This is a genomic window from Saccharothrix sp. CB00851 (assembly GCF_001905065.1).
Lineage (GTDB): Bacteria > Actinomycetota > Actinomycetes > Mycobacteriales > Pseudonocardiaceae > Actinosynnema.
This window is the reverse complement of the sequence record NZ_LWLC01000022.1, coordinates 34,935-53,138: the sequence shown is the minus strand read 5'-3', so window position 1 is coordinate 53,138 and position 18,204 is coordinate 34,935. Positions and strand designations below refer to the sequence as shown.

At 70.4% G+C, this 18,204-nt stretch carries 16 protein-coding genes; 3 read left to right on the top strand and 13 right to left on the bottom strand.

What is annotated here, in order from left to right; translation table 11 throughout:
- The first annotated feature begins 18 nt into the window (after positions 1-18).
- A complete protein-coding gene (locus A6A25_RS21330; protein WP_073892597.1) occupies positions 19-1,482 on the top strand; it encodes a ricin-type beta-trefoil lectin domain protein in 1,464 nt (487 codons plus the stop codon).
- A gap of 119 nt (positions 1,483-1,601) precedes the next feature.
- Here A6A25_RS21330 and A6A25_RS21325 read toward each other — a convergent pair whose 3' ends face one another.
- Entirely contained in the window at positions 1,602-3,140 is a 1,539-nt protein-coding gene (locus tag A6A25_RS21325) for an MFS transporter (protein ID WP_073892595.1), read from the bottom strand.
- On the opposite strand from A6A25_RS21325, the gene A6A25_RS21320 reads away from it, so the two are divergent.
- Positions 3,129-3,590, top strand: coding sequence for an MmyB family transcriptional regulator (locus A6A25_RS21320; RefSeq protein ID WP_241828835.1), 462 nt, complete (start codon positions 3,129-3,131; stop codon positions 3,588-3,590). The genes A6A25_RS21325 and A6A25_RS21320 overlap by 12 nt on opposite strands.
- A 105-nt stretch (positions 3,591-3,695) precedes the next feature.
- Here A6A25_RS21320 and A6A25_RS21315 read toward each other — a convergent pair whose 3' ends face one another.
- The 7 genes from A6A25_RS21315 to A6A25_RS21285 all read right to left on the bottom strand — a co-directional run bounded on the left by A6A25_RS21315 (position 3,696) and on the right by A6A25_RS21285 (position 12,247).
- Positions 3,696-4,634, bottom strand: a complete 939-nt coding sequence (locus A6A25_RS21315; protein WP_073892593.1) for a pectate lyase family protein — start codon at positions 4,632-4,634, stop codon at positions 3,696-3,698.
- A gap of 83 nt (positions 4,635-4,717) precedes the next feature.
- A complete protein-coding gene (locus tag A6A25_RS21310) occupies positions 4,718-5,869 on the bottom strand; it encodes an enolase C-terminal domain-like protein (RefSeq protein ID WP_198932799.1) in 1,152 nt (383 codons plus the stop codon).
- Positions 5,866-7,152 (bottom strand): ABC transporter substrate-binding protein, encoded by a 1,287-nt coding sequence (locus A6A25_RS21305; protein WP_073892589.1) that lies wholly within the window; start codon positions 7,150-7,152, stop codon positions 5,866-5,868. Before A6A25_RS21305 ends, A6A25_RS21310 begins: the two co-directional genes overlap by 4 nt.
- Before the next feature lie 8 nt (positions 7,153-7,160).
- Positions 7,161-8,075 carry a carbohydrate ABC transporter permease gene (locus A6A25_RS21300; RefSeq protein ID WP_073892588.1) on the bottom strand — a complete coding sequence of 305 codons (915 nt, stop codon included), beginning with the start codon at positions 8,073-8,075 and terminating at the stop codon, positions 7,161-7,163.
- Positions 8,072-8,947, bottom strand: a complete 876-nt coding sequence (locus tag A6A25_RS21295; RefSeq protein WP_073892586.1) for a carbohydrate ABC transporter permease — start codon at positions 8,945-8,947, stop codon at positions 8,072-8,074. The genes A6A25_RS21300 and A6A25_RS21295 overlap by 4 nt, the downstream gene beginning before the upstream one ends.
- The gene (locus A6A25_RS44840; protein WP_198932798.1) at positions 8,944-10,935 is read right to left on the bottom strand and encodes a pectinesterase family protein; all 1,992 of its coding nucleotides are present in this window, start codon (positions 10,933-10,935) and stop codon (positions 8,944-8,946) included. The genes A6A25_RS21295 and A6A25_RS44840 overlap by 4 nt, the downstream gene beginning before the upstream one ends.
- A gap of 367 nt (positions 10,936-11,302) precedes the next feature.
- Positions 11,303-12,247 (bottom strand): tetratricopeptide repeat protein, encoded by a 945-nt coding sequence (locus tag A6A25_RS21285; RefSeq protein WP_073892583.1) that lies wholly within the window; start codon positions 12,245-12,247, stop codon positions 11,303-11,305.
- Positions 12,248-12,550: 303 nt separating this feature from the next.
- On the opposite strand from A6A25_RS21285, the gene A6A25_RS45650 reads away from it, so the two are divergent.
- Positions 12,551-13,090 carry a helix-turn-helix transcriptional regulator gene (locus A6A25_RS45650; RefSeq protein WP_241828834.1) on the top strand — a complete coding sequence of 180 codons (540 nt, stop codon included), beginning with the start codon at positions 12,551-12,553 and terminating at the stop codon, positions 13,088-13,090.
- Positions 13,091-13,092: 2 nt separating this feature from the next.
- On the opposite strand, the gene A6A25_RS21275 is transcribed toward A6A25_RS45650, so the two are convergent.
- The 5 genes from A6A25_RS21275 to A6A25_RS21255 form a co-directional block, all read right to left on the bottom strand.
- Positions 13,093-13,491, bottom strand: coding sequence for a J-domain-containing protein (locus A6A25_RS21275; RefSeq protein WP_073892582.1), 399 nt, complete (start codon positions 13,489-13,491; stop codon positions 13,093-13,095).
- Positions 13,492-13,523: 32 nt separating this feature from the next.
- Positions 13,524-14,720, bottom strand: a complete 1,197-nt coding sequence (locus A6A25_RS21270) for an RNA polymerase sigma factor (RefSeq protein ID WP_073892580.1) — start codon at positions 14,718-14,720, stop codon at positions 13,524-13,526.
- Positions 14,721-14,723: 3 nt separating this feature from the next.
- Entirely contained in the window at positions 14,724-15,128 is a 405-nt protein-coding gene (locus tag A6A25_RS21265; RefSeq protein ID WP_073892579.1) for a YciI family protein, read from the bottom strand.
- 151 nt (positions 15,129-15,279) lie between these two features.
- Positions 15,280-16,365 (bottom strand): cellulose binding domain-containing protein, encoded by a 1,086-nt coding sequence (locus A6A25_RS21260; RefSeq protein ID WP_073892577.1) that lies wholly within the window; start codon positions 16,363-16,365, stop codon positions 15,280-15,282.
- 9 nt (positions 16,366-16,374) lie between these two features.
- Complete coding sequence (locus A6A25_RS21255; RefSeq protein WP_073892575.1) at positions 16,375-17,991, bottom strand: cellulase family glycosylhydrolase; 1,617 nt, start codon at positions 17,989-17,991, stop codon at positions 16,375-16,377.
- Positions 17,992-18,204: the final 213 nt, after the last annotated feature.

Sequence of the window (18,204 nt, the reverse complement as noted above, 5' to 3'; positions counted from 1 at the left end):
CCTGCACAAGGAGCTGTCGTGAGACTCATCGCGCAGTGTTGCGTGGCGGTGGCCGCCGCCGCGCTCGTCGTCCTGCCCGCACCAGCCCAGGCCGCCGCCCCTGGCGACGCCCTGCACGCCGCCCTGGCGCGCGACCTCGGCTGGGACCCGGCGCAGGCCGCCGTGCACCAGGCCGCCGAGGCCGCGTCCGTCCCGGTCGAACAGGCCTTGCGGACCAGGTTGGGTGATCGCTTCGGCGGTGCCTGGTACGACTCCGGACTGAAGGTCGGCATCGTGGACGTCGCCGACGCGGACGTGGTCCGGGCCGCCGGCGCGTCACCGGTCAAGGTGGCCAAGAGCGAGAAGTCGCTGGCCAGCGGCAAGGCCCGGCTCGACCGGACCGCCGCGAGCCCGGACGTCCACTCCTGGTACGTGGACCCGACGTCCAACTCCGTGGTCGTCCAGGCCCGCACCACCTCGGCGGCCCGCGCCTTCGCCGCCCGGGCCGGTGTGGACGCCGTGCCGGTGGTGTCCGAGGCGCCGCGCCCGCTGTACGACATCAGGGGCGGCGACCAGTACGTGATCAACGGCAACACGCTGTGCTCGGTCGGGTTCTCGGTGAACAACGGCGGTTTCGTCACGGCGGGCCACTGCGGCGGCACGGGCAGCCCCACGCTGGGCCACAACAACGTCACCCAGGGCACGTTCGCCGGATCGTCGTTCCCGGAGAACGACTACGCGTGGGTGCGCACCAACAGCAACTGGACGCCCACGCCGTACGTGAACAACTACTCGGGCGGCAGCGTCGCGGTCGCCGGCTCGCAGGAGGCGGGCATCGGCGCCTCGGTGTGCCGTTCGGGCCGGACCACGGGCTGGCGCTGCGGCACCATCCAGGCGAAGAACGTTACCGTGAACTACTCGGGCCGACTGGTCCACGGCCTCACCTCCACCACCGCGTGCGCCGAGGGCGGCGACTCCGGTGGCGCGTGGCTGGCCGGCAACCAGGCCCAGGGCGTCACCTCGGGCGGTTCGGGCAACTGCTCGTCCGGCGGCACCACCCTGTTCCAGCCGCTGAACGAGATCCTGAACGTCTACGGCCTCCAGCTCACCACCACGGGCGGCGGCAGCACGAGCCGGATCATCGGCTGGCAGGACAAGTGCATCGACGTGCCGAACTCCAACGGCGTCGAGGGCCAGCGCCTCCAACTCTGGGACTGCAACGGCACGGCCGCCCAGAACTGGACCTTCCCCGGCGACGGCACCATCCGCGCCTTCGGGCTGTGCATGGACGTCGCCTGGGGTTCCCGCGACAACGGCGCGGCCATCCAACTGGCCCGCTGCTCCGGCAACCCGGCCCAGCAGTTCGTCCTCAGCGCCGCCGGCGACCTCGTCAACCCCCAGGCGAACAAGTGCGTCGACGTGACTTCGTGGGGCGGCACGGGCACGCAGCTGCAGCAGTGGGAGTGCACCGGCGGCGCCAACCAGAAGTGGCGCCGCGGCTGAGCACCCACAACCGGCCTGAACGCGGAACCGGTGACCGACAGCTTCCCCGCCCGAAGTACCCCTCGGGCGGGGAAGCCCACCGCCTGGCGCGGCACCCATCCCGCGAAGCGAACGACCGGTCACGTCCGCGGTCGAGGAACTCGGGAGTTCGACCCGCGCCGAACCACCCGTCGTCGATCGGCCCGGTGGTCCGACCTCGCTCGCGACAACCAGCGGAGCGCGAGCAGGCCGAGCGCGAGGTGCAGCAGGCCGGCGGTGGCCGCGGCGATGTGCAGCCCGGTGAGGAAGGCCGACTTCGCGTCGGTCACGACCGCGGCCGCGAGGCCGGGCAAGTGGAGCGTCGAGTCGAGCGTGGGTGCGAGGTCGGGCCCCTGCAGCCGGAACAGCGCGGCGGCGAGCGACCCGAGCACCGCGATGCCGAGCGCGTTGCCGATCTCATTGCTGGTCTCGGCGATCGCACCCGCTGATCCGGCGCGCTCGGGAGGCACCGCGGCGACGGCGGTGTCCGCGACGACCGCGAAAGAGATGCCGTAGCCGACGCCCGCGACCGTGGTGGAGGCGAGGTACCAGCCGATCCCTCCCGTGACGGTGGTGGGGAGCAGCAGGAGCAGCCCGACGGCGATGGAGAAGTGGCACACGAGCAGCGCGGCGCGCTTGCCGACGCGGTCCACGACCATCGGGGTGACGATGCAGGTCGTGGTGAGCACGACGGCTCCCGGAAGCGCCAGGAGTGCCGCTTGGAGGACGGGGATGTCCAGGACGGACTGCAGGTAGATCCCGGCCAGGTAGGCAGCGGCCGACCACGCCGCGAGCGGCAACAGCCCGGTGATGACCGCGACGGTGAAAGTCCGGTCGCGAAACAGCGAGAAGTCGATGAGCGGGTGCTCGAGTCGCCGCTGCCGGAGACCGAACCACACCAGCACGACGGTGCCCAGCACCGCGGAGGCGACCGCGGTCGGCGTCAGGCCCTCGGCGGCCGCGTGCTTGACGCCGTAGACGGCCAGCAGGAGCCCGACCGCGGAGGTCACGACGCTGATCGCGTCGATCCGTCCCGGACGGCCGGCTCGGACTTCGCGCAGCAGCACGGGAGCGGAACAGAGGAACAGGCCGATGACGGGCAGGTTGACCAGGAACACCGATCCCCACCAGAAGCGTTCCAGGAGCGCACCGCCGACGACCGGACCGATCGCGAAGCCGGCCGCGAACGCCGCGGCGAAGACGCCGATGGCCCGAGCCCGTCGCTTCGGGTCGGCGAACAGTTCGCCGAGGACCGCCAGCGCGGACGGGAGCAGGGTCGCGCCGGCGATCCCCATGACGCCGCGGGCGGCGATGAGCAGTTCGGGCGTGGGGGCGAACGCGGCGGCAGCCGAGCCGAGGCCGAAGCAGACCGCGCCGATCATGAGGAGCTTGAGGCGTCCGTAGCGGTCGCCGATGTTCCCGAACGCGATGAGGAGGGACCCGACGGCGAGGCCGTAGACGTCGAGGATCCACAGTGCCTGGTCCGCGCTGGGGTTCAGCGCCCGGTCGACCCGGGGCATCGCGAGGAACAGGATCGACCCGTCCATCGAGACCAGCAGAACCGGCCCGAGGACGACGAGCAGGCCGAGCCACGCCCGGAGGTCGCCGGCATCGGACGTGGCGGAGGGTTGCCGAATCATGTCGTCAACGCTCCGCCGGCCGCGGACGGACAACCAGACACCTGGGACGAACTCGCCCGCGTCCACGTCGCGTACCTCAGGCTCACCGCCGGCCGATTCCCGACCGACGCCCTGCTGGCGAACCTGATCGGTGAGCTCACCATGCACGGCGACCAGTTCGCCCGGATGTGGGCGACCGGGGAGGTCGCCGACTGCACCACCGGCGACATGAGCCTGCGACACCCCACCGCCGGCACCGCGAGCATCGCCTACCAGGTGTGGCTCCAGCCCGACAGCCCGGATCACCGCCTGGAGGTCTACACCCCCAACGACGCCTCCTCGGCAGACGCGCTCCACCTGCTCACGCGCCGCGTCGAGAGCGGGAACGGCTCCGACACCACCCGGACCGGACAGCCCACCCGGTGGTCGAGGGCACGGTCCGTCGACCACCTCCTGCCCCACAACGCGTAGGGGGACGGTGATCGTGGGTGTCGGCTGGCGCGCCGAGGCGGCCCCTGGCTGGGAGACGAAGCCAGGGACCGCCCGTCAACGGTGGAACCTCACCGAACCCGCGGGTCAGCCGACCTTGCCCACACCCGCGCCGCCGGTCACGATCGACTTCACGCCGCTCGCGCTGTCCAGCGTGTAGCCGTACGGGATCGACTTGACGCTGCCACCCTGGTCACCCGAACCCGAGTTGACGAAGTGGTTGTTGCGCGCCACCAGGTTGGCGGGGTCGGAGCTGCCCTCACCGCGGTGGAACGGGTCCTCGGTGTTCTCGAAGTAGTTGCCCTCCACGAGCACGCCCGCTTCCTCCGTGGAAGCCACACCGTACGACGTCACGCCGCCGTAGTAGTTGTTGAAGACGTGCACGGGGTTGCCGAAGCGGACCCGCGGGTGGCGCTGGTTCGTGCCGTCGAACCAGTTGTGGTGGTAGCTGACCCGCAGCTTGCCGCGGTCCTCGCTGCCGTTGCTGTCGCTGTGGCCCAGCAGCATGGTCTTGTCGTGCGAGCTGATCTTGTTCCACGACACGGTCACGCAGTCGGACGCGCGCTTGATGTCGATCGCGCCGTCGTAGCCGTTGCGCAGGCTGTTGTGGTCGATCCAGACCCTGGTCGAGTACTGGACGTTGATCGCGTCGTCCCGCCACCCGGTGAAGTTCAGGTTCCGGATGATGACGTTGGACGCTTTGGAGACGTTCAGGCCGTGCCCGGTGATGGTGGCGCCTGAACCGACGCCGATGATCGTCTTGTTGGACGCCACCTTCGTCATGCTCGACAACGAGATGGTGCCGGACACGCGGATCACCGAGGCGCTGGACGAGCCGACCGCGGACACGAACGCCGAGGTGCTGGTGACGGTCACCGGCGTGGCGCTGCCACCACCGGTGGTGCCGCCGCACTGCGTGGCCCAACCCTGGAGGTTGAACGACGCGGCGTTCGCCGAGGGCGCCATGATCACGGACGCGGAGAGCGCCGTGACCGCGAGCAGCGCACGGGAGATCTTGCGGGACATGCGGTTTCCTCCATACGACTGTGGATGAAAAGGGAACCGGCGGCGGGATGTCACGTGGCGGCGACCGAGGGCTTACACCGGACTCACCACCTCTCCACGGTGTGCTTGCGGATGTGCTCGACGTCGAACTCGTCACCGAGACCGGGAGAGGACGTCAGGGTGACGTGCCCGTCCGCGTCGAGGGGGTCGGCGATCGCGAGCCGGTGCGGCGGCACGCGGTCGAAGTCGTGCAGCGGGTGCAGCAGGCCGCGCTCGTACCAGCGGCCGTTGTCCGTGCCGCCGAGCACGGCCAGGCTCGCCGAGCCGTCGCCGTGGATCTCGCAGTCCATGTTGAACGCCTCGGCCAGGTGCAGCGCCTTCAGCGTCGGCGAGATGCCGCCGACGTCGGTCGGCCCCGCGCGCAGGATGTCGCACGCGCCCGCGGTGATCCACTCGGCGCGGCTCAGGTGCTTGCCCCACGCCACTTCGGGTCCGATCACCGGGATGGACAGCTGCTCGGCCAGCCACCGGTAGGAGCTGATCGACGCCTCTTCCATCGGCTCCTCGAACCAGTAGAAGTCCAGCGCCTCCAAGGCCCGGCCCAGCTCCAGCGCCTCGGTGCGCGAGTACCAGTGGTTGGCGTCCAGCATCAACGCCACCTCTGGTCCGACCGCCTCGCGCACCGCCTCGCACGCCGCGATGTCCGCGCGCACGCTGGGCGCGCCGGGCACCGGCGGCATCCAGGTGTGCAGCTTGATCGCCCGATAACCGCGCTCCACCAACTGCTTCGCGAACGACGCGTAGTCGCCGGGCGTGCTCAGCCCGCCGGGGATCTCGTCGCCGCACATGGTGCTGGCGTAGGCCGGGACGCGGTCCCGCGCGCCGCCGATCAGCTTCCACACCGGCTGCCCGACCTTCTTGCCCACCAGGTCCCACAGCGCGGTGTCGACGTAACCCAGTGCCCGATCGGTGAACCGGCCGTGGGAGCCGCGCTGCTTGCGCGCCATCCTGCGCCACAGCCCTTCCCGGTCCCACGGGTCCGCGCCGATCAGCACGGGCTTCACGATCGAGTCGAGCACGGCGGGCCGCAGCTGGTCGGGGTGCACCTGGACGCGTCCGACCACACCGTCGGAGTCGGTGATCTCCAGCAGCGCCTCGCGGACCTCGTGCTCGGCGCTCGGGTGCCGGTGCCCGTGCGGGTCCACCGCGGTCCACGCGGTGGTCGTGAACACCGACACCTCGACGCGCTCGATCACTTCCGGTCCTCCCATTCCTTCTGGGCCTCGGTGAGCTTCTTCGCCATGTCGTCGAGGAACTGCTGGGCGGAGAGATCACCCAGGAGCACCTTCTGGTACTGGGGTTCGCTGTCGGTCTTGGTGATGGACGAGTACTGCGGCAGGTAGACCGGGGCGGGGACGAGCACCGTGGCCGGGTCCTCAAGGACGCCGAGCGCCATCTTCACGTGCGCGGCCTTGTCGATCCACGCGGCGCTGCGCACGTCGGTGTTGGCGGGGATCTGGCCGACCTTCTCGTTCCAGTAGCTGTTGGACTCGGCCGAGGTCAGGAACTCGGCGAACTTCCAGGCCGCGTCCTGGTTCTCGCTGTTCTTGAACACCGCGAAGCCGTCGGTCGGGTTGGGCACGACGGTGCGCTTGCCGCTCGGGCCGACCGGCAGCGGGATGGCGGCGACCTTGTCGCCCAGCGCCTTGGTCACGTCGCTGTAGGAGCCGAGGTTGTGGTGCATCATCGCGACGGAGCCGCCGGTGAACTGCGCGATCATCTGGGTGAAGTTGTTGTTGACGTCGGCCTCGGGGGTGGCCTTCTTGTACAGGTCGGCGATCTTGTCGACCAGCTCGGCGTTGGCCGGGTCGGCGAGCGTGCTCTTGCCGTCCTTGAAGAACTCGTCCACGCCGGAGTACGCGTAGGCCTCGGTGATCAGCTGGAACACCGAGCCGGCGCCACCGCGGATGGTGTAGCCGTACTTGTTCGCGGCCGTGTCGGTCAGCTTGGTGGCGGCGGTGATGAACTCGTCCCAGGTCTTCGGCGGCTCGATGCCGGCTTCCTTGAACCAGTCGACGCGGTACCAGATGATGTCCATGTTGGCCGACGAGGGCACGATGTAGAGCTTGCCGTCCGGCGCGGTCTGCCGGACCGTCTCCACCAGCGACGGCAGGAGCTTGTCCTTCAGCGCGCCGCCGTTGATGCGGTCGTCCAGCGGTGCCAGCGCCTCCTGGCCGACCAGGTGCGCGAGGTACGAGGTGGTGACGCCGCCGACGTCGGGCGTCTCGCCGCCTGCGATGGCGGTGTCGTACTTCTGCTGCACCGACGCGCTGGGGATGCCGACGTACTCGACCTTGATGGTCGGGTTCGCGGCCTCGAAGCGCGAGATCAGCTCCTTGTAGATCGGCTCACGGGCGGGACCGCCGTTGTTGTCCCAGAACGTGATGGTGACGTTCCCGTCACCGCCCGCACCTCCCCCCGACGAGCAGGCGGACAGCGCCAGCGCGGCGGCGGCCACGGCGACCAGCAGTTTTCTCATGATGCTCCCTATCCCTTGACAGCCCCGGCGCTGAGCCCCTGCACCAGGAACCGCTGCACGACGGCGAAAACGAGGACGACCGGAACGGCCGCGACGACACCACCCGCGGCGAGGGCGCCGAAGTCGGTGTTGAACTCACCCAGGGTGAAGCTCAGGCCCACTGGCAGGGTGAACTTGTCCTGCCGCGTGGCGAACATCAGGGCGAACAGGAACTGGTTCCAGGCGCCGATGAACGCGAACGACCCGACGGCCACCAGCGCGGGCTTGAGCTGCGGCAGCACGACCGCGAAGAACGCGCGCAGCCGCGAGCAGCCGTCCACCATGGCGGCTTCTTCGAGCTCCACCGAGATGTTGCGGATGAAGCCGCTCATCAGGATGAGCGACAGCGGCAGCTGGAACGCCACCTCGGCGATGACCAGGCCGGTGATGCTGTTGAGCAGCCCCAGGCCCTTGAAGATCACGAACAGCGGGATCAGCATCATCGCGCCGGGGATGAACTGGCTGCACAGCATCGCCAGCAGGAACGCCCGCTGGCCGCGGAACTTGTACCGCGCGAGCGCGTACCCGCCCATCACCGACAGGATGGTCACGAACACGAGCACGCCCAGGCCCATGACGACGCTGTTGTAGAAGAAGATCCCGAAGCCGATGTCGTTCCACACCGTGTCGAAGTGCTCGAACGTGATCGGCCACGGCACCAGCTGCGTCGACCCGGTCGGCCGCACCGCGAACACGATCATCCAGTAGAACGGGACGAGCGTGAACAGCAAGTACAGCACCAGCGGCACGTGGATCATCCAGCGCTTGCCCGGTTCCTCGGCCACCGCCCGGCGACGCCGCCTGCGGGGCGGTGGCGTGTGCTCGTGCGTGGTTTCGGCGACCTCGCGCACCAAGGTGTCGGTCTTGCCCAGCATCTCGGTCATGCGCGACTCCCGAACTTCGACAGCCTCAGGTAGGCGATCGAGAAGAACAGCAGGATCAGGAACCCGGCCACGGTGAGCGCCGAGCCGTACCCGAAGTTGTGCGAGTCGACGGCCTGCCTGGCCACGTACAGCGGCAGGGTCGTGGTCTGGTTCGCGGGACCGCCACCGGTCAGGGTGTAGATCAGGTCGACGTTGTTGAACTCCCACACCGCGCGCAGCAGCGTCGACAGGATGATCGCGTCCTTCAGGTGCGGCAGGGTGACGCTGGTGAAGCGCCGCCACCGGCTCGCGCCGTCCACCGACGCCGCCTCGTAGAGGTCCTTGGGGATGCTCTGGAGGTCGGCGAGCAGCAGGATCGCGAAGAACGGCACACCGCGCCACAGCTCGGTGACCACGAGGGCCTCGAACACCGTGTCGGGGTTGCCGAGCACCGAGGTGCCCGGCGAGCCGATGCCCCACTGCGACAGCTGCTGGAAGATGCCGGTGGACGGGTTGAGCAGCAGGATCCAGATGCCGGTGGTGAGCACGCCGGACACCGCCCACGGCGAGAACACCAGTGCCCGCGCCATGCCCCGACCGATGAACGTCTCGTTCACGATCAGCGCCAGGATCAGGCCGAGCAGCAGCTGCAGGCCGACTTCGACGAACACCCACTTGGCGCTGAACGCCAGGCTCTGCCAGAACAGCGGGTCGTCGAACAGCATCTGCTTGAAGTTGTCCAGCCCCGCGAAGCCGTTCTTCCACGGCTGCGTGACGTTGTACCGCTGGAGGCTGTAGTAGACGACGCTCCCGATCGGGTAGACCAGGAAGACCGCCATCAGCACCAGCGTCGGTGCGATCAGGGCGTAGGGCGCCCACGTGCGTGTCCTCATGCGGGGTTCCAGTCGCCGAGGTACGCGCGGAGGGTGTGCTGCGAGGCCTGCTCGTGGGTGAGCTGCGGCCGGTCGGGTCCGGTGGTCGCGCCGGGGCCGGAGTTGCGGAACTCGGCGAACCGGGCGTCACGCCAGGAGAAGCCGGACATGTCGGTCCACGGCGCGGTCTTGACCGCGGCGGGCAGCTTGGTGTCGCGGATGACGACCGAGCCGACGGCGTCCGGGTCGCCGCCGGGGTGCCAGGGCCGGCCGAGGTAGTAGGTGCCCGCCGGGGCGTCGCTGAGGATCCTGGAGTTCATGATCAGGAAGCCGTGGGGGTTGTCGCGGCGGGTGCTGGCGGCCGTGAGGTAGCCGTTCGGGTCGCCGCCGCGGTCCAGCGCGCGGATCGTGACCTGGTCGAACACCGCCGTGGCGCGGCCGAAGATGAAGTCGACGTCGCCGACGATCTCGCTGCCCCGGTAGTACTGGCGGGCCTTCGTGCCCGCGGCCCGCGTGTCGGCGTACAGGGTGTCCTGGTGGCCGAGGAACCGGACGCGGTCGTAGTACTGGCGGTCGCCGGTCGCCTTCACCGCGACGGCCTGGGTGTTGGTGATCTCGGGGTGCGCGGCCCGGTCGAACGAGTTGCTGAACGTGAGGTCGCGGGCGGTGAAGCCGTCGGCCTCGATGGTCGCGGTGGCCGAGCCCGTGGTGCCGTAGGTGGTGCCGTCGGGCTTCTTGGTGCCGTTGGCGTTGTCGTAGTCGATCACGACGTCGCGCGCGGTGCCGGTGGAGCCCTTGAGCGTCAGGCCCGGCTTGGTCGCGGGCACCCGGATGACCTCGCGGTACACGCCCTTGCCGATGGTGATGGTGGTGCCGGGCGGCGCGGCGTCGATCGCGGCCTGGACGGTGTCGAAGTCCGTGCCCTTGGCCACGTGGTAGCGCTCGCGCTGCTGGGCGCCCGCCTTGAGGTTCTTGATCCGGGACGTGGCCTCCAGCCCGCGGGTGAACTCGGGCGTCCACCCGGCGTCACCGGCGAGCTGCGCGGTCGGGTTGGCCGCGTTGAACGCGTCGAGCACGTCGACCGGCTGCCCGTCCACGAGCGTGCCGACCTCGGTGATGGCCGTGCCGCCCCAGTTGTAGATCAGGTCCTCGACCGCGCCGCCGTTGCGCAGCTTGACGTAGTTGTTCTCCACGTACAGCGCGGACTGCACGCCCACGCCCCAGGCGTAGTTGAACGTCGGGCCGGGCTCGTACAGGTTGTTGTAGACGTGGACCTTGCCGAACCGCACGCGCGGCAGGCGTTCCTCGACGTTGCGGAAGATGTTGTGGTGCACCGAGATCCGCAGCTTGCCCGGGTCCGTGGTCGAGGTGTTGGACGAGCCGATGAGCATCGTCTTGCCGTGGTCGGAGAACAGGTTGTACGACGCGGTGACCAGGTCGGTGCCGCTGGTCATGTCGAGCGAGCCGTCGTGCTGCTGGTAGGGACGGCCGAAGTAGGTCGGCGCCGCGCTGTCCGGGTGCGGCTGGTCGGTGAACGTGTTGTGGTCGACCCACACGTTCGTGGCGCGCTGGAGGGACACCGCGTCGTAGTCGGAGTTCCAGTTGCCCTCGGCGCCGTCGGTCGGGTCCCACTGGGGGAAGCAGTCGCGGGTGTCGCGGAACGTGAGGTTGCGGACGATCACGTTGCTCACGCCGTGGATGCGCAGGTTCGCGCCGGTGATGCCCGCGCCCTTGCCGTCGCCCACGATCGTGGTGTCGGAGCCGACGTTGAACGCGATGGCCGCCGCCTGGTTGCGCGCGGAGGCGGCGCGGGCGTCCTCCATTGGGCCACTCGGCTCAGCGTCACGCCCCCAAACAGCAGGGTCGTATGCGGCCAGGTAGCCCGCGAGCGTGTAGCCGCCCGTGGCATATGTTGCGCAATCAGCCCTGACGTCGATCACGCCCCGCACCTTGATCAGGCGCGGGGCGGGCGACGCCAGGGCGGCACGCAACTCCGCCGCGGTGCGCACGACGTGCTCGGTGGTGGCAGCCGACCCACCGGTCGTTCCGGTGCCGCTCGAAGCCCACCCGTCACCGGGCTGGAGAACCTGTCTGCCCAGGTCATGACTTGCGTGCGCGGGTGCCGCCGCGGTCACGCCAAGGGCGCAGGAGAGCACGAGCGCAGTACTGAGTATCCGCATGACGAGGGGCCTTCCGCGGCGAATTTGTTCATAAGTGTGAACACGTTCCAGAAGTGCGAACAGAGTATTGCGAAAGTATCCGCCACACGTCAACGACGTAACTTCGTTCGATTGCCGTTCGACAAAACGACGCCGCCCCCGACCCTGGTGGGCCGGGGGCGGCGCGGAACCCCGGAACCGGTTCCGGGCAGGGCTCTCAGACCGGTGGCGTGAAGGCGGCGATCCGCGCCGACAGCGTCCGGGCGTGGGCGTTGCCCGGATAGCGGTCGGCCAGCCGGCGCAGCGGTCGCAGCCGGTCGGCGACGCGGGTCGAGCCGACCACGCCCGCCACGGCCAGCGCCCGGTCGCCCACCTCGGCCGCGTGGTCGAAGTCCCCGTCCACCAGGTGGTTCGCGGTCAACGCCATCAGGCTGAACGCGCGGCTGCGCGTCATGCCCTCCGGGTAGCCCGCCACGGCCGCGTCGAGCGAGTCGATGGCGGCCGAGGTGTGCGCCGGGTCGACCGTCCGGGCCAGTTCGGTCAGCACCACCCCGCTCAACCCGCACAGGTCCGTCTCGTCGAAGAACCGCGCCCACCCCGGCACCGGGCCGGACGCGCGGGCGAACTCGTCCTGGGCCAGGTTCAGCAGCCGCACCGCCTCATCCCGGTCGCCCAGCCCCGCGTACGCCCACGCCTGGTTCGCGCGCAGCATGGCCACGGCACGCCGCGAACCGGCCCGGTTGGCCGCGACCAGGCCGGCCCCGAACGCCTGCAGCGCCGCGCGCCGCTTGCCGCCGTGCAGCCGCATCCGGCCCACGCGGTAGTGGATGTTGGCCTGCAGGTCGTGGTGCCCGGCTTCGACCGCCAGCCCCAGCGCCCGCTCCCAGTGCCGCGCGGCGGCGCCCTCCCGGCCGGTGTCGAAGCACGTCCACGCGGCCAGGTTGTGCAGGTCGGCCAACGCGACCAGCAGCCGTCGGTGCACCCGGCCCGGGCCCGCGGCGTCGAGGAACCGGTCGTGCCACGCCGCGCAGCCGATCGCCGCGTCACGGCACGCCCGGCCGCCCTCCCGGTAGTCCAACCCGCGCAGGCGTTCGGTCTCGGCTTCCAAGCGCTCCACGTCCTCGACCCCGATGTGTGCCGGGACGTGCTGAGGTTCTGCCATCGCCGCACCTCGCAATTCCACTAGAGCGGTGGAGGGGATCCAACAGGCATGTGGCTGCGGGGTACCCAGGGTGACACCGGCGCGACCCCGGCGGGAGCCGCCGTCAGGGGTGCGCACTGGCCCCCTGCGCCGACGCCCGCCGTGGGGCCGGAATCGAGGGGTGATCGCGTTCCCCGCGGCCTCGGGCGACCGCCCGCGCGGCCGCGGCGATCCGCCGCCGGTGGCCGGTCACGGCGCGCACCTCCCCCACCAGCAGCTCCGACGGCGTGGCTGCCCGCGAACGTCGACAGGAGTGACACACCCATGGCAACGAGATCCCCGGACGCACGCGGCTCGCGGCTGGCCGACGGGCGGCACGTGCGGCTGACGCCCGTGACGCCCGCCGACCGTGACGAACTGGCCGAGGCGTTGCGCCGGGCGGACGTGGACACGCTGTTCCAGCGGTTCTGCGGCGCGGCGCCGCCGGTGACGCCCGCCCTGCTGACCTACCTCACCGACCTGGACCACGTGCGCCGCTGCGCCATCGTCGCCCGGGACTCCACCAACCGGGGTGTGGCGATCGCGCGTTACGAGGCGACCGGCGAACCGGGTGCGGCCGAGGTGGCGGTGGTGGTCGGCCCGCCGTGGCGCCGGGTCGGCCTGGCCCAGTACGACCTGGCCGAACGGCTGCACGCGGCGTCCGGCAACGTCAGCATCACCAGGGAAGAGGTGTCCCGCTGGGAACGCGGCAAGCGCATCCCCGGCCCCTACTGGCGCGCCTGGCTCGGCCGGGTCCTCGACACGCCCCAGCAGGAACTGGAGCAGGCCGCGGCGATCGCCCGGCGAACCCGCAAGCGCCGGTAGCGCTAGGCCCGGTCCTCCCGCCATTGCGCGACCACGTGCTCGACGTCGAACGGCATCAGGTTCAGCGGCGGTCCCGACATCGGCTTGCGGATGGCGTCCTCGATCCTGGCGTTGATCGCGGCCAGGATCGAACGCACCTCGGCCTCGGTGCGTGCCTTCCCGGCGGCCTCACGCGCGGCGGCCGCCTCCTTGCGCAGCAGCAACGTCGGAGGCAGCGCCGTGCCCTCTTCGCGACGCAGCTTCTCCTTCACCCACCACAGCTCGTCGTGCGGCTCGTGCAGCCCGGCCAACGGCTTGCCCGCACCGGGCAGGTCGTCGAACTCCCCCCGGTCCTGCGCCTCGCGGATCTGCCGCTCGATCCAGGTCTCGAAGCCGACACCGGCCGGTTTGCGCTGGGTCACGACTCACCACCCCCCACCGAGCATACCGGCGGTCAGCGGGCCAGGCGGGCGGCCTTGTCCAACAGGTAGCGCTGCTCGGGCACGCTGGTGGTGCGGGCGGCGGCCGTGCGGTAGTGCGCCACGGCCCGCGGCCCGTCGCCGGACATCTCGTGCAGGTGGGCCCGGACGGCGTCGACGCGGTAGTGGCCGGGCAAGCGGTCGGCGAGGGCGTCGACCAGCTCCAAGCCGGCCGCCGGACCGTGCACCATGGCCACCGCGATCGCCCGGTTGAGCGACACCACCGGGTTGCCGGTCATCCGCTCCAGCAGCCCGTACAGGCCCAGGATCTGCGGCCAGTCGGTGTCCTCGGCGCGCCGCGCGTCGTCGTGGAGGGCCGCGATCGACGCCTGGAGCTGGTACTCGCCGATGGCACCCCGCTCCACCGCCGCCATGATCAGGTCGACGCCCTCCACGATCAGCGCCTGGTCCCACTTCGACCGGTCCTGCTCGGCCAGCGGGACCAGGGCGCCGTCCGGGCCGGTGCGCGCGGGCCTGCGGGCGTCGGTGAGCAGCATCAGCGCCAGCAGGCCCGCGACCTCCGGGTCGGACGGCAGGCGGGCGTGCACGGCCCTGGTCAGCCGGATCGCCTCGCCGGACAGCTCGGTGCGGTGCAGCGAACCGCCCACGCTGCTGGTGTAGCCCTCGTTGAAGATCAGGTACAGCACGTGCAGCACGGACCGCAGCCGGGCCGCGAACTCGTCCGGGCCGGGCATCGCGAAGCTCGCGCCGCGCAGCTTCTGCTTGGCCCGGCTGATGCGCTGGGACATGGTCGCCTCGGGCACCAGGAACGCGTTGGCGATCTCCGCCGTGGTCAGCCCGCCCACCGCGCGCAACGTCAGCGCGATCGCCGACGCGGGCGTCAGCTCCGGGTGACAGCACAGGAACAACACCACCAGCGTGTCGTCCCGGTCCACCACGTCACCGGGCGCCGGCTCGCGGGACACCTCGGCCTCGCGGCGGCGGCGCGCGGCCTCGCTGCGGATCAGGTCGGTCATCCTGCGCACGGCGGCCTGCACGAGCCAGCCGCGCGGGTTGTCCGGCACGCCGTCGACCGGCCAGTGCCGCGCGGCGGCCAGCAACGCCTCCTGCACCGCGTCCTCGGCCTGCGCGAAGTCGCCGAACCGGCGCGCGACCGTGCCGAGGACCTGCGGCGCGCACTCGCGCAGCAGGTCCTCGACGGTCCGGTCCACGGATCAGAGGTCGGAGGTCGTGGGCGCCGACATCACCTCGCGCACCTCGATCGGCTGGCCGATCGGCACGCCGTTCGGACCGGGCGCGGCGGAGGCCTTCGCCGCGATCTCCAGCGCGCGCTCCAGCGTGGTGTCGACCATCCAGTAGCCCGCCAGCAGCTCCTTGGTCTCGGGGAACGGGCCGTCGGTGATGACGGGCGCGCCCGCGCCGGTGAACGTCACCGTCTTGGCCAGCGTGGGACTCGCCAGGCCCTGGGCGTCGACCAGCTCGCCGTTGTCGGCCAGCTCCTGGCCCAGGTCCTGTTGGAAGCGCATGTGCGCGGCGATGTCCTCGGGCGCCCACTGGTCCATCATGATGTCGCAGTTGGCGGTCGGACCGTAGTTCATGAGGAGCAGGAACTTCGCCATGTCGGACTCCTAGGTCTTCGTTCGCGCCCATCTTGGCGCGTGCAACCCCCGGACGGAGCCGACACGGCGTTCCCTACATCGCAGAATGTGACCTGAGTCACACTCGCGGTTGTGCCCCCTCGTCGTGAGGAGGCACAACCGCGAGATCCGGTCAGGACAGCGCGCAGATCGGCGCCGGCGTCCAGCCGGTCGCGTCACCGGTGCCGGTGAACCCGACCTTCGTCGTCCCGGCCGGCGGGATGGCACCGTTCCAGGACGCGCTGGTCACCGTCACCGACGTGCCGGCCTGGGCGAAGGTGGCGTTCCAGCCCTGGGCGAGGGCCATGCCGGGCAGGAACGTGAACCCGATCCGCCAGGTCCGGCTCGGCGTGGCACCGGAGTTGCGGATGGTGATCTCCACCTGGAACCCGCCCTGCCACTTGTTGACGACCTTGATCTCGACGTCGCACGAGCCGCCGGGAGCGGTGGTCGTGGTGGTCGTAGTAGTAGTGGTCGTGGTTGACGTCGTGGTCGACGTGGGCGTGGTGCCGTTGAGCGCCGAGACCACCGCCGGGAACCACCGGTCCGCGATCTTGCGATCACCGGACGCGTTCGGGTGAACGCCGTCGTAGGTGTCGCTCGCGGTGCTGAACCCGGTCCACTGGTCGACCACGGTGATCGGCGACCGGGCGGTGGACTTGCCCGCCGCCCAGCCCGGGATCGCCGCGTTCAGGTCGGCCACCCGCTGGGGGCACTCCGCGCACGCGCTCGCCGCCATCGGGATGATCTTGGCGATGAGCACCTTCATGCTCGCGTTGTTCGCCCGCATCTGGTCGACCAGCTTGCCGTAGGCCGCCAGGATGGTCGCGGCCGACCGGTTGCTCCACACGTCGTTGGTCCCGAAGTGCATGAGCACCACGTTCGGGTTGGTGGCGTTGAGCCACCCGACGAGCTGGTTCTGGTCGGCGACCGCGGTGACCAGCGCGCCACCGTGACCCTCGTTCTCGCCGTCGTAGGCGAAGCCGCAGCCGTCACCGGCGCGGGTGCCCACGAAGTCGATGTCCGTGTGCCCGGCGGCACGCAGGTCGCGGTCCAGCAGGGCGCGCCAGCAGCCCGGCGACCCGGTGATCGAGTCGCCCAGTGCCATGATCCGCGTCGGTGCGGCGGCCTCGACCGCCTGACCTGGCGCGGCCACCAGGACGCCGACGAGCGCGGCCAACGCGGCTAACAGCGCCGCGACGGCGGTTTTCCTCGACATCGCGGACTCCTAGGCCGTCGTGCAGGTGGCGCCGTTGAGGGTGAACGCGGTGGGCACCGAGTTCGTGCCGTTCCACGAGCCGATGAAGCCGAAGCTGACCGAGCCGTTCACCGGGATCGTGCCGGTGTAGGACACGTTGGTCGCGCTCAGCGTGGCGCCGGACTGGGTCGTGGTGGCGCCCCAGGACTGGCTGACCGTCTGGCCGTTGGCCCAGGTCCAGCGCAGCGTCCAGCCGTTCACCGCGGCCGTGCCGGTGTTGGCGATCTTCACGTCGCCCTGGAAGCCGCCCTGCCACTGGCCGGCGACCTTGTACGTGACCGCGCACGACCCGCCGCCACCACCGGCCTGCGTGGTGACGTTGACCGTGCCGGAGCGGGTGGAGCGGTTGCCCGCCGCGTCCCGCGCGTACACGGCGAACGTGTAGGTGGTGTTGGCCGACAGGCCGGTGATGGTGGTCGAGGTCGTGGCGGAGCTGCCCGCGGCGGTCTCCGTCGTGCCGCTGACGCGCACCACGTCGTAGCCGCTCACGCCGACGTTGTCGGTGGACGCGGTCCAGGTCAGGGTGGCGCTGGAGGACGTGACGCCGGACGCGGACGGGGTGCCCGGCGCGGACGGCGGAGTGGTGTCCGGGCCGGTGCCGCTGTCGTAGACGGTGGCCTGGCGGGAGGTGGCCTTGATGCCGTTCGCGCCGTTGATCGCCCGCTGGCCCCAGCTGGTGAGCTGGGCGGCGTTGAAGCCGGTGACCATGTCCAGGTACTCGACGCCACCGCCGTTGCCCGACCACGACCACGCCAGGTAGCCCAGCTTGAGCGACTGGGTGGTGGCGAAGATCGTGTCCTCGTCCGGGTTGCCGTCGGAGTGGTCGTGGCCGAACTCGCCGACCACGATCGGCAGCTTCGCCGTGACGAACCGGTTCAGGTAGTCGTTGATCTCCGCCGCCGTGTCGAACACGCCGTACATGTGGATGGAGAAGACCGTGTTCTTCTGCGGGTCGGCGGCGAACACCGAGGCGGCGTTGTCGCGCATGGTGAAGGCCCAGTCCTGGCCCCAGTTCGGCGCGTCGACCATGATCGTGTGCTGGAAGCCCGCCGCGCGCAGCGACGTGATGGCGTCCTTGGTCGCCTGGGTCCACCCGGTGTAGCCGGTGTTGCCCCACGGCTCGTTGCCGATGTTGAGGATGACGTACTTCTCCTGGCCGGCCATGGCGCTCTGGATGCTCTTCCAGTACTCCACGGCGCGGGCCAGGCTGACCGCGCCGCTCTGCTCCTGGTAGCCGGTGGTGTCGTGCACCTCCAGCACGCAGATGAGCTTGTTGGCCTTGCACTGGTTGATGACGTTGGTGACGTCGGCGGCGTTGTTGAGCGTCCACCGGTCGCCGGAGCTGAGGACCACGCGGACGGTGTTGGCGCCGGTGGCCTTGATGTCCTTGAGCGCCTGGGTGGTGCGGTCGGTGTACCAGGTGTGGGCGTGGTTGACGCCACGCATGACGAAGTCGTTGCCGTTGGCGTCGAGCAGACGCCCGTTGCTGACGGTGAACCCGGCCGCGGCTTGCGCCGGCACCACCGTCAGCAGTGACAGGACCAAGGCGGCGACGGCGGCGCCGGCCAAGGCGAATCGCTTGCGCATGGATGTACCTCGCGTTGTTGTCGACGTTGACGTAGCGAGCGCAGGGCAGCGCGCCTGCCCGCGGCAGGCCTCCACACCAAAGCAATTAACCGCTTAAGTGTCAACACTCTGGTACCGCTCCCACCCACTCCCCCACCCCCGCGCGAGTCGAACCCTCAAGTCCCGCGTGTCCTACATCCAGAACGCGCGTGTCCTACGTTCGCGACCACCGTG

Bases quoted from the DNA above. Each gene is read 5' to 3' on its own strand.
- A6A25_RS21325 (WP_073892595.1), bottom strand. From the start codon at position 3,140: ATGATTCGGCAACCCTCCGCCACGTCCGATGCCGGCGACCTCCGGGCG.
- A6A25_RS21315 (WP_073892593.1), bottom strand. From the start codon at position 4,634: ATGTCCCGCAAGATCTCCCGTGCGCTGCTCGCGGTCACGGCGCTCTCC.
- A6A25_RS21305 (WP_073892589.1), bottom strand. From the start codon at position 7,152: ATGAGAAAACTGCTGGTCGCCGTGGCCGCCGCCGCGCTGGCGCTGTCC.
- A6A25_RS21300 (WP_073892588.1), bottom strand. From the start codon at position 8,075: ATGACCGAGATGCTGGGCAAGACCGACACCTTGGTGCGCGAGGTCGCC.
- A6A25_RS21295 (WP_073892586.1), bottom strand. From the start codon at position 8,947: ATGAGGACACGCACGTGGGCGCCCTACGCCCTGATCGCACCGACGCTG.
- A6A25_RS21285 (WP_073892583.1), bottom strand. From the start codon at position 12,247: ATGGCAGAACCTCAGCACGTCCCGGCACACATCGGGGTCGAGGACGTG.
- A6A25_RS45650 (WP_241828834.1), top strand. From the start codon at position 12,551: ATGGCAACGAGATCCCCGGACGCACGCGGCTCGCGGCTGGCCGACGGG.
- A6A25_RS21265 (WP_073892579.1), bottom strand. From the start codon at position 15,128: ATGGCGAAGTTCCTGCTCCTCATGAACTACGGTCCGACCGCCAACTGC.
- A6A25_RS21260 (WP_073892577.1), bottom strand. From the start codon at position 16,365: ATGTCGAGGAAAACCGCCGTCGCGGCGCTGTTAGCCGCGTTGGCCGCG.
- A6A25_RS21255 (WP_073892575.1), bottom strand. From the start codon at position 17,991: ATGCGCAAGCGATTCGCCTTGGCCGGCGCCGCCGTCGCCGCCTTGGTC.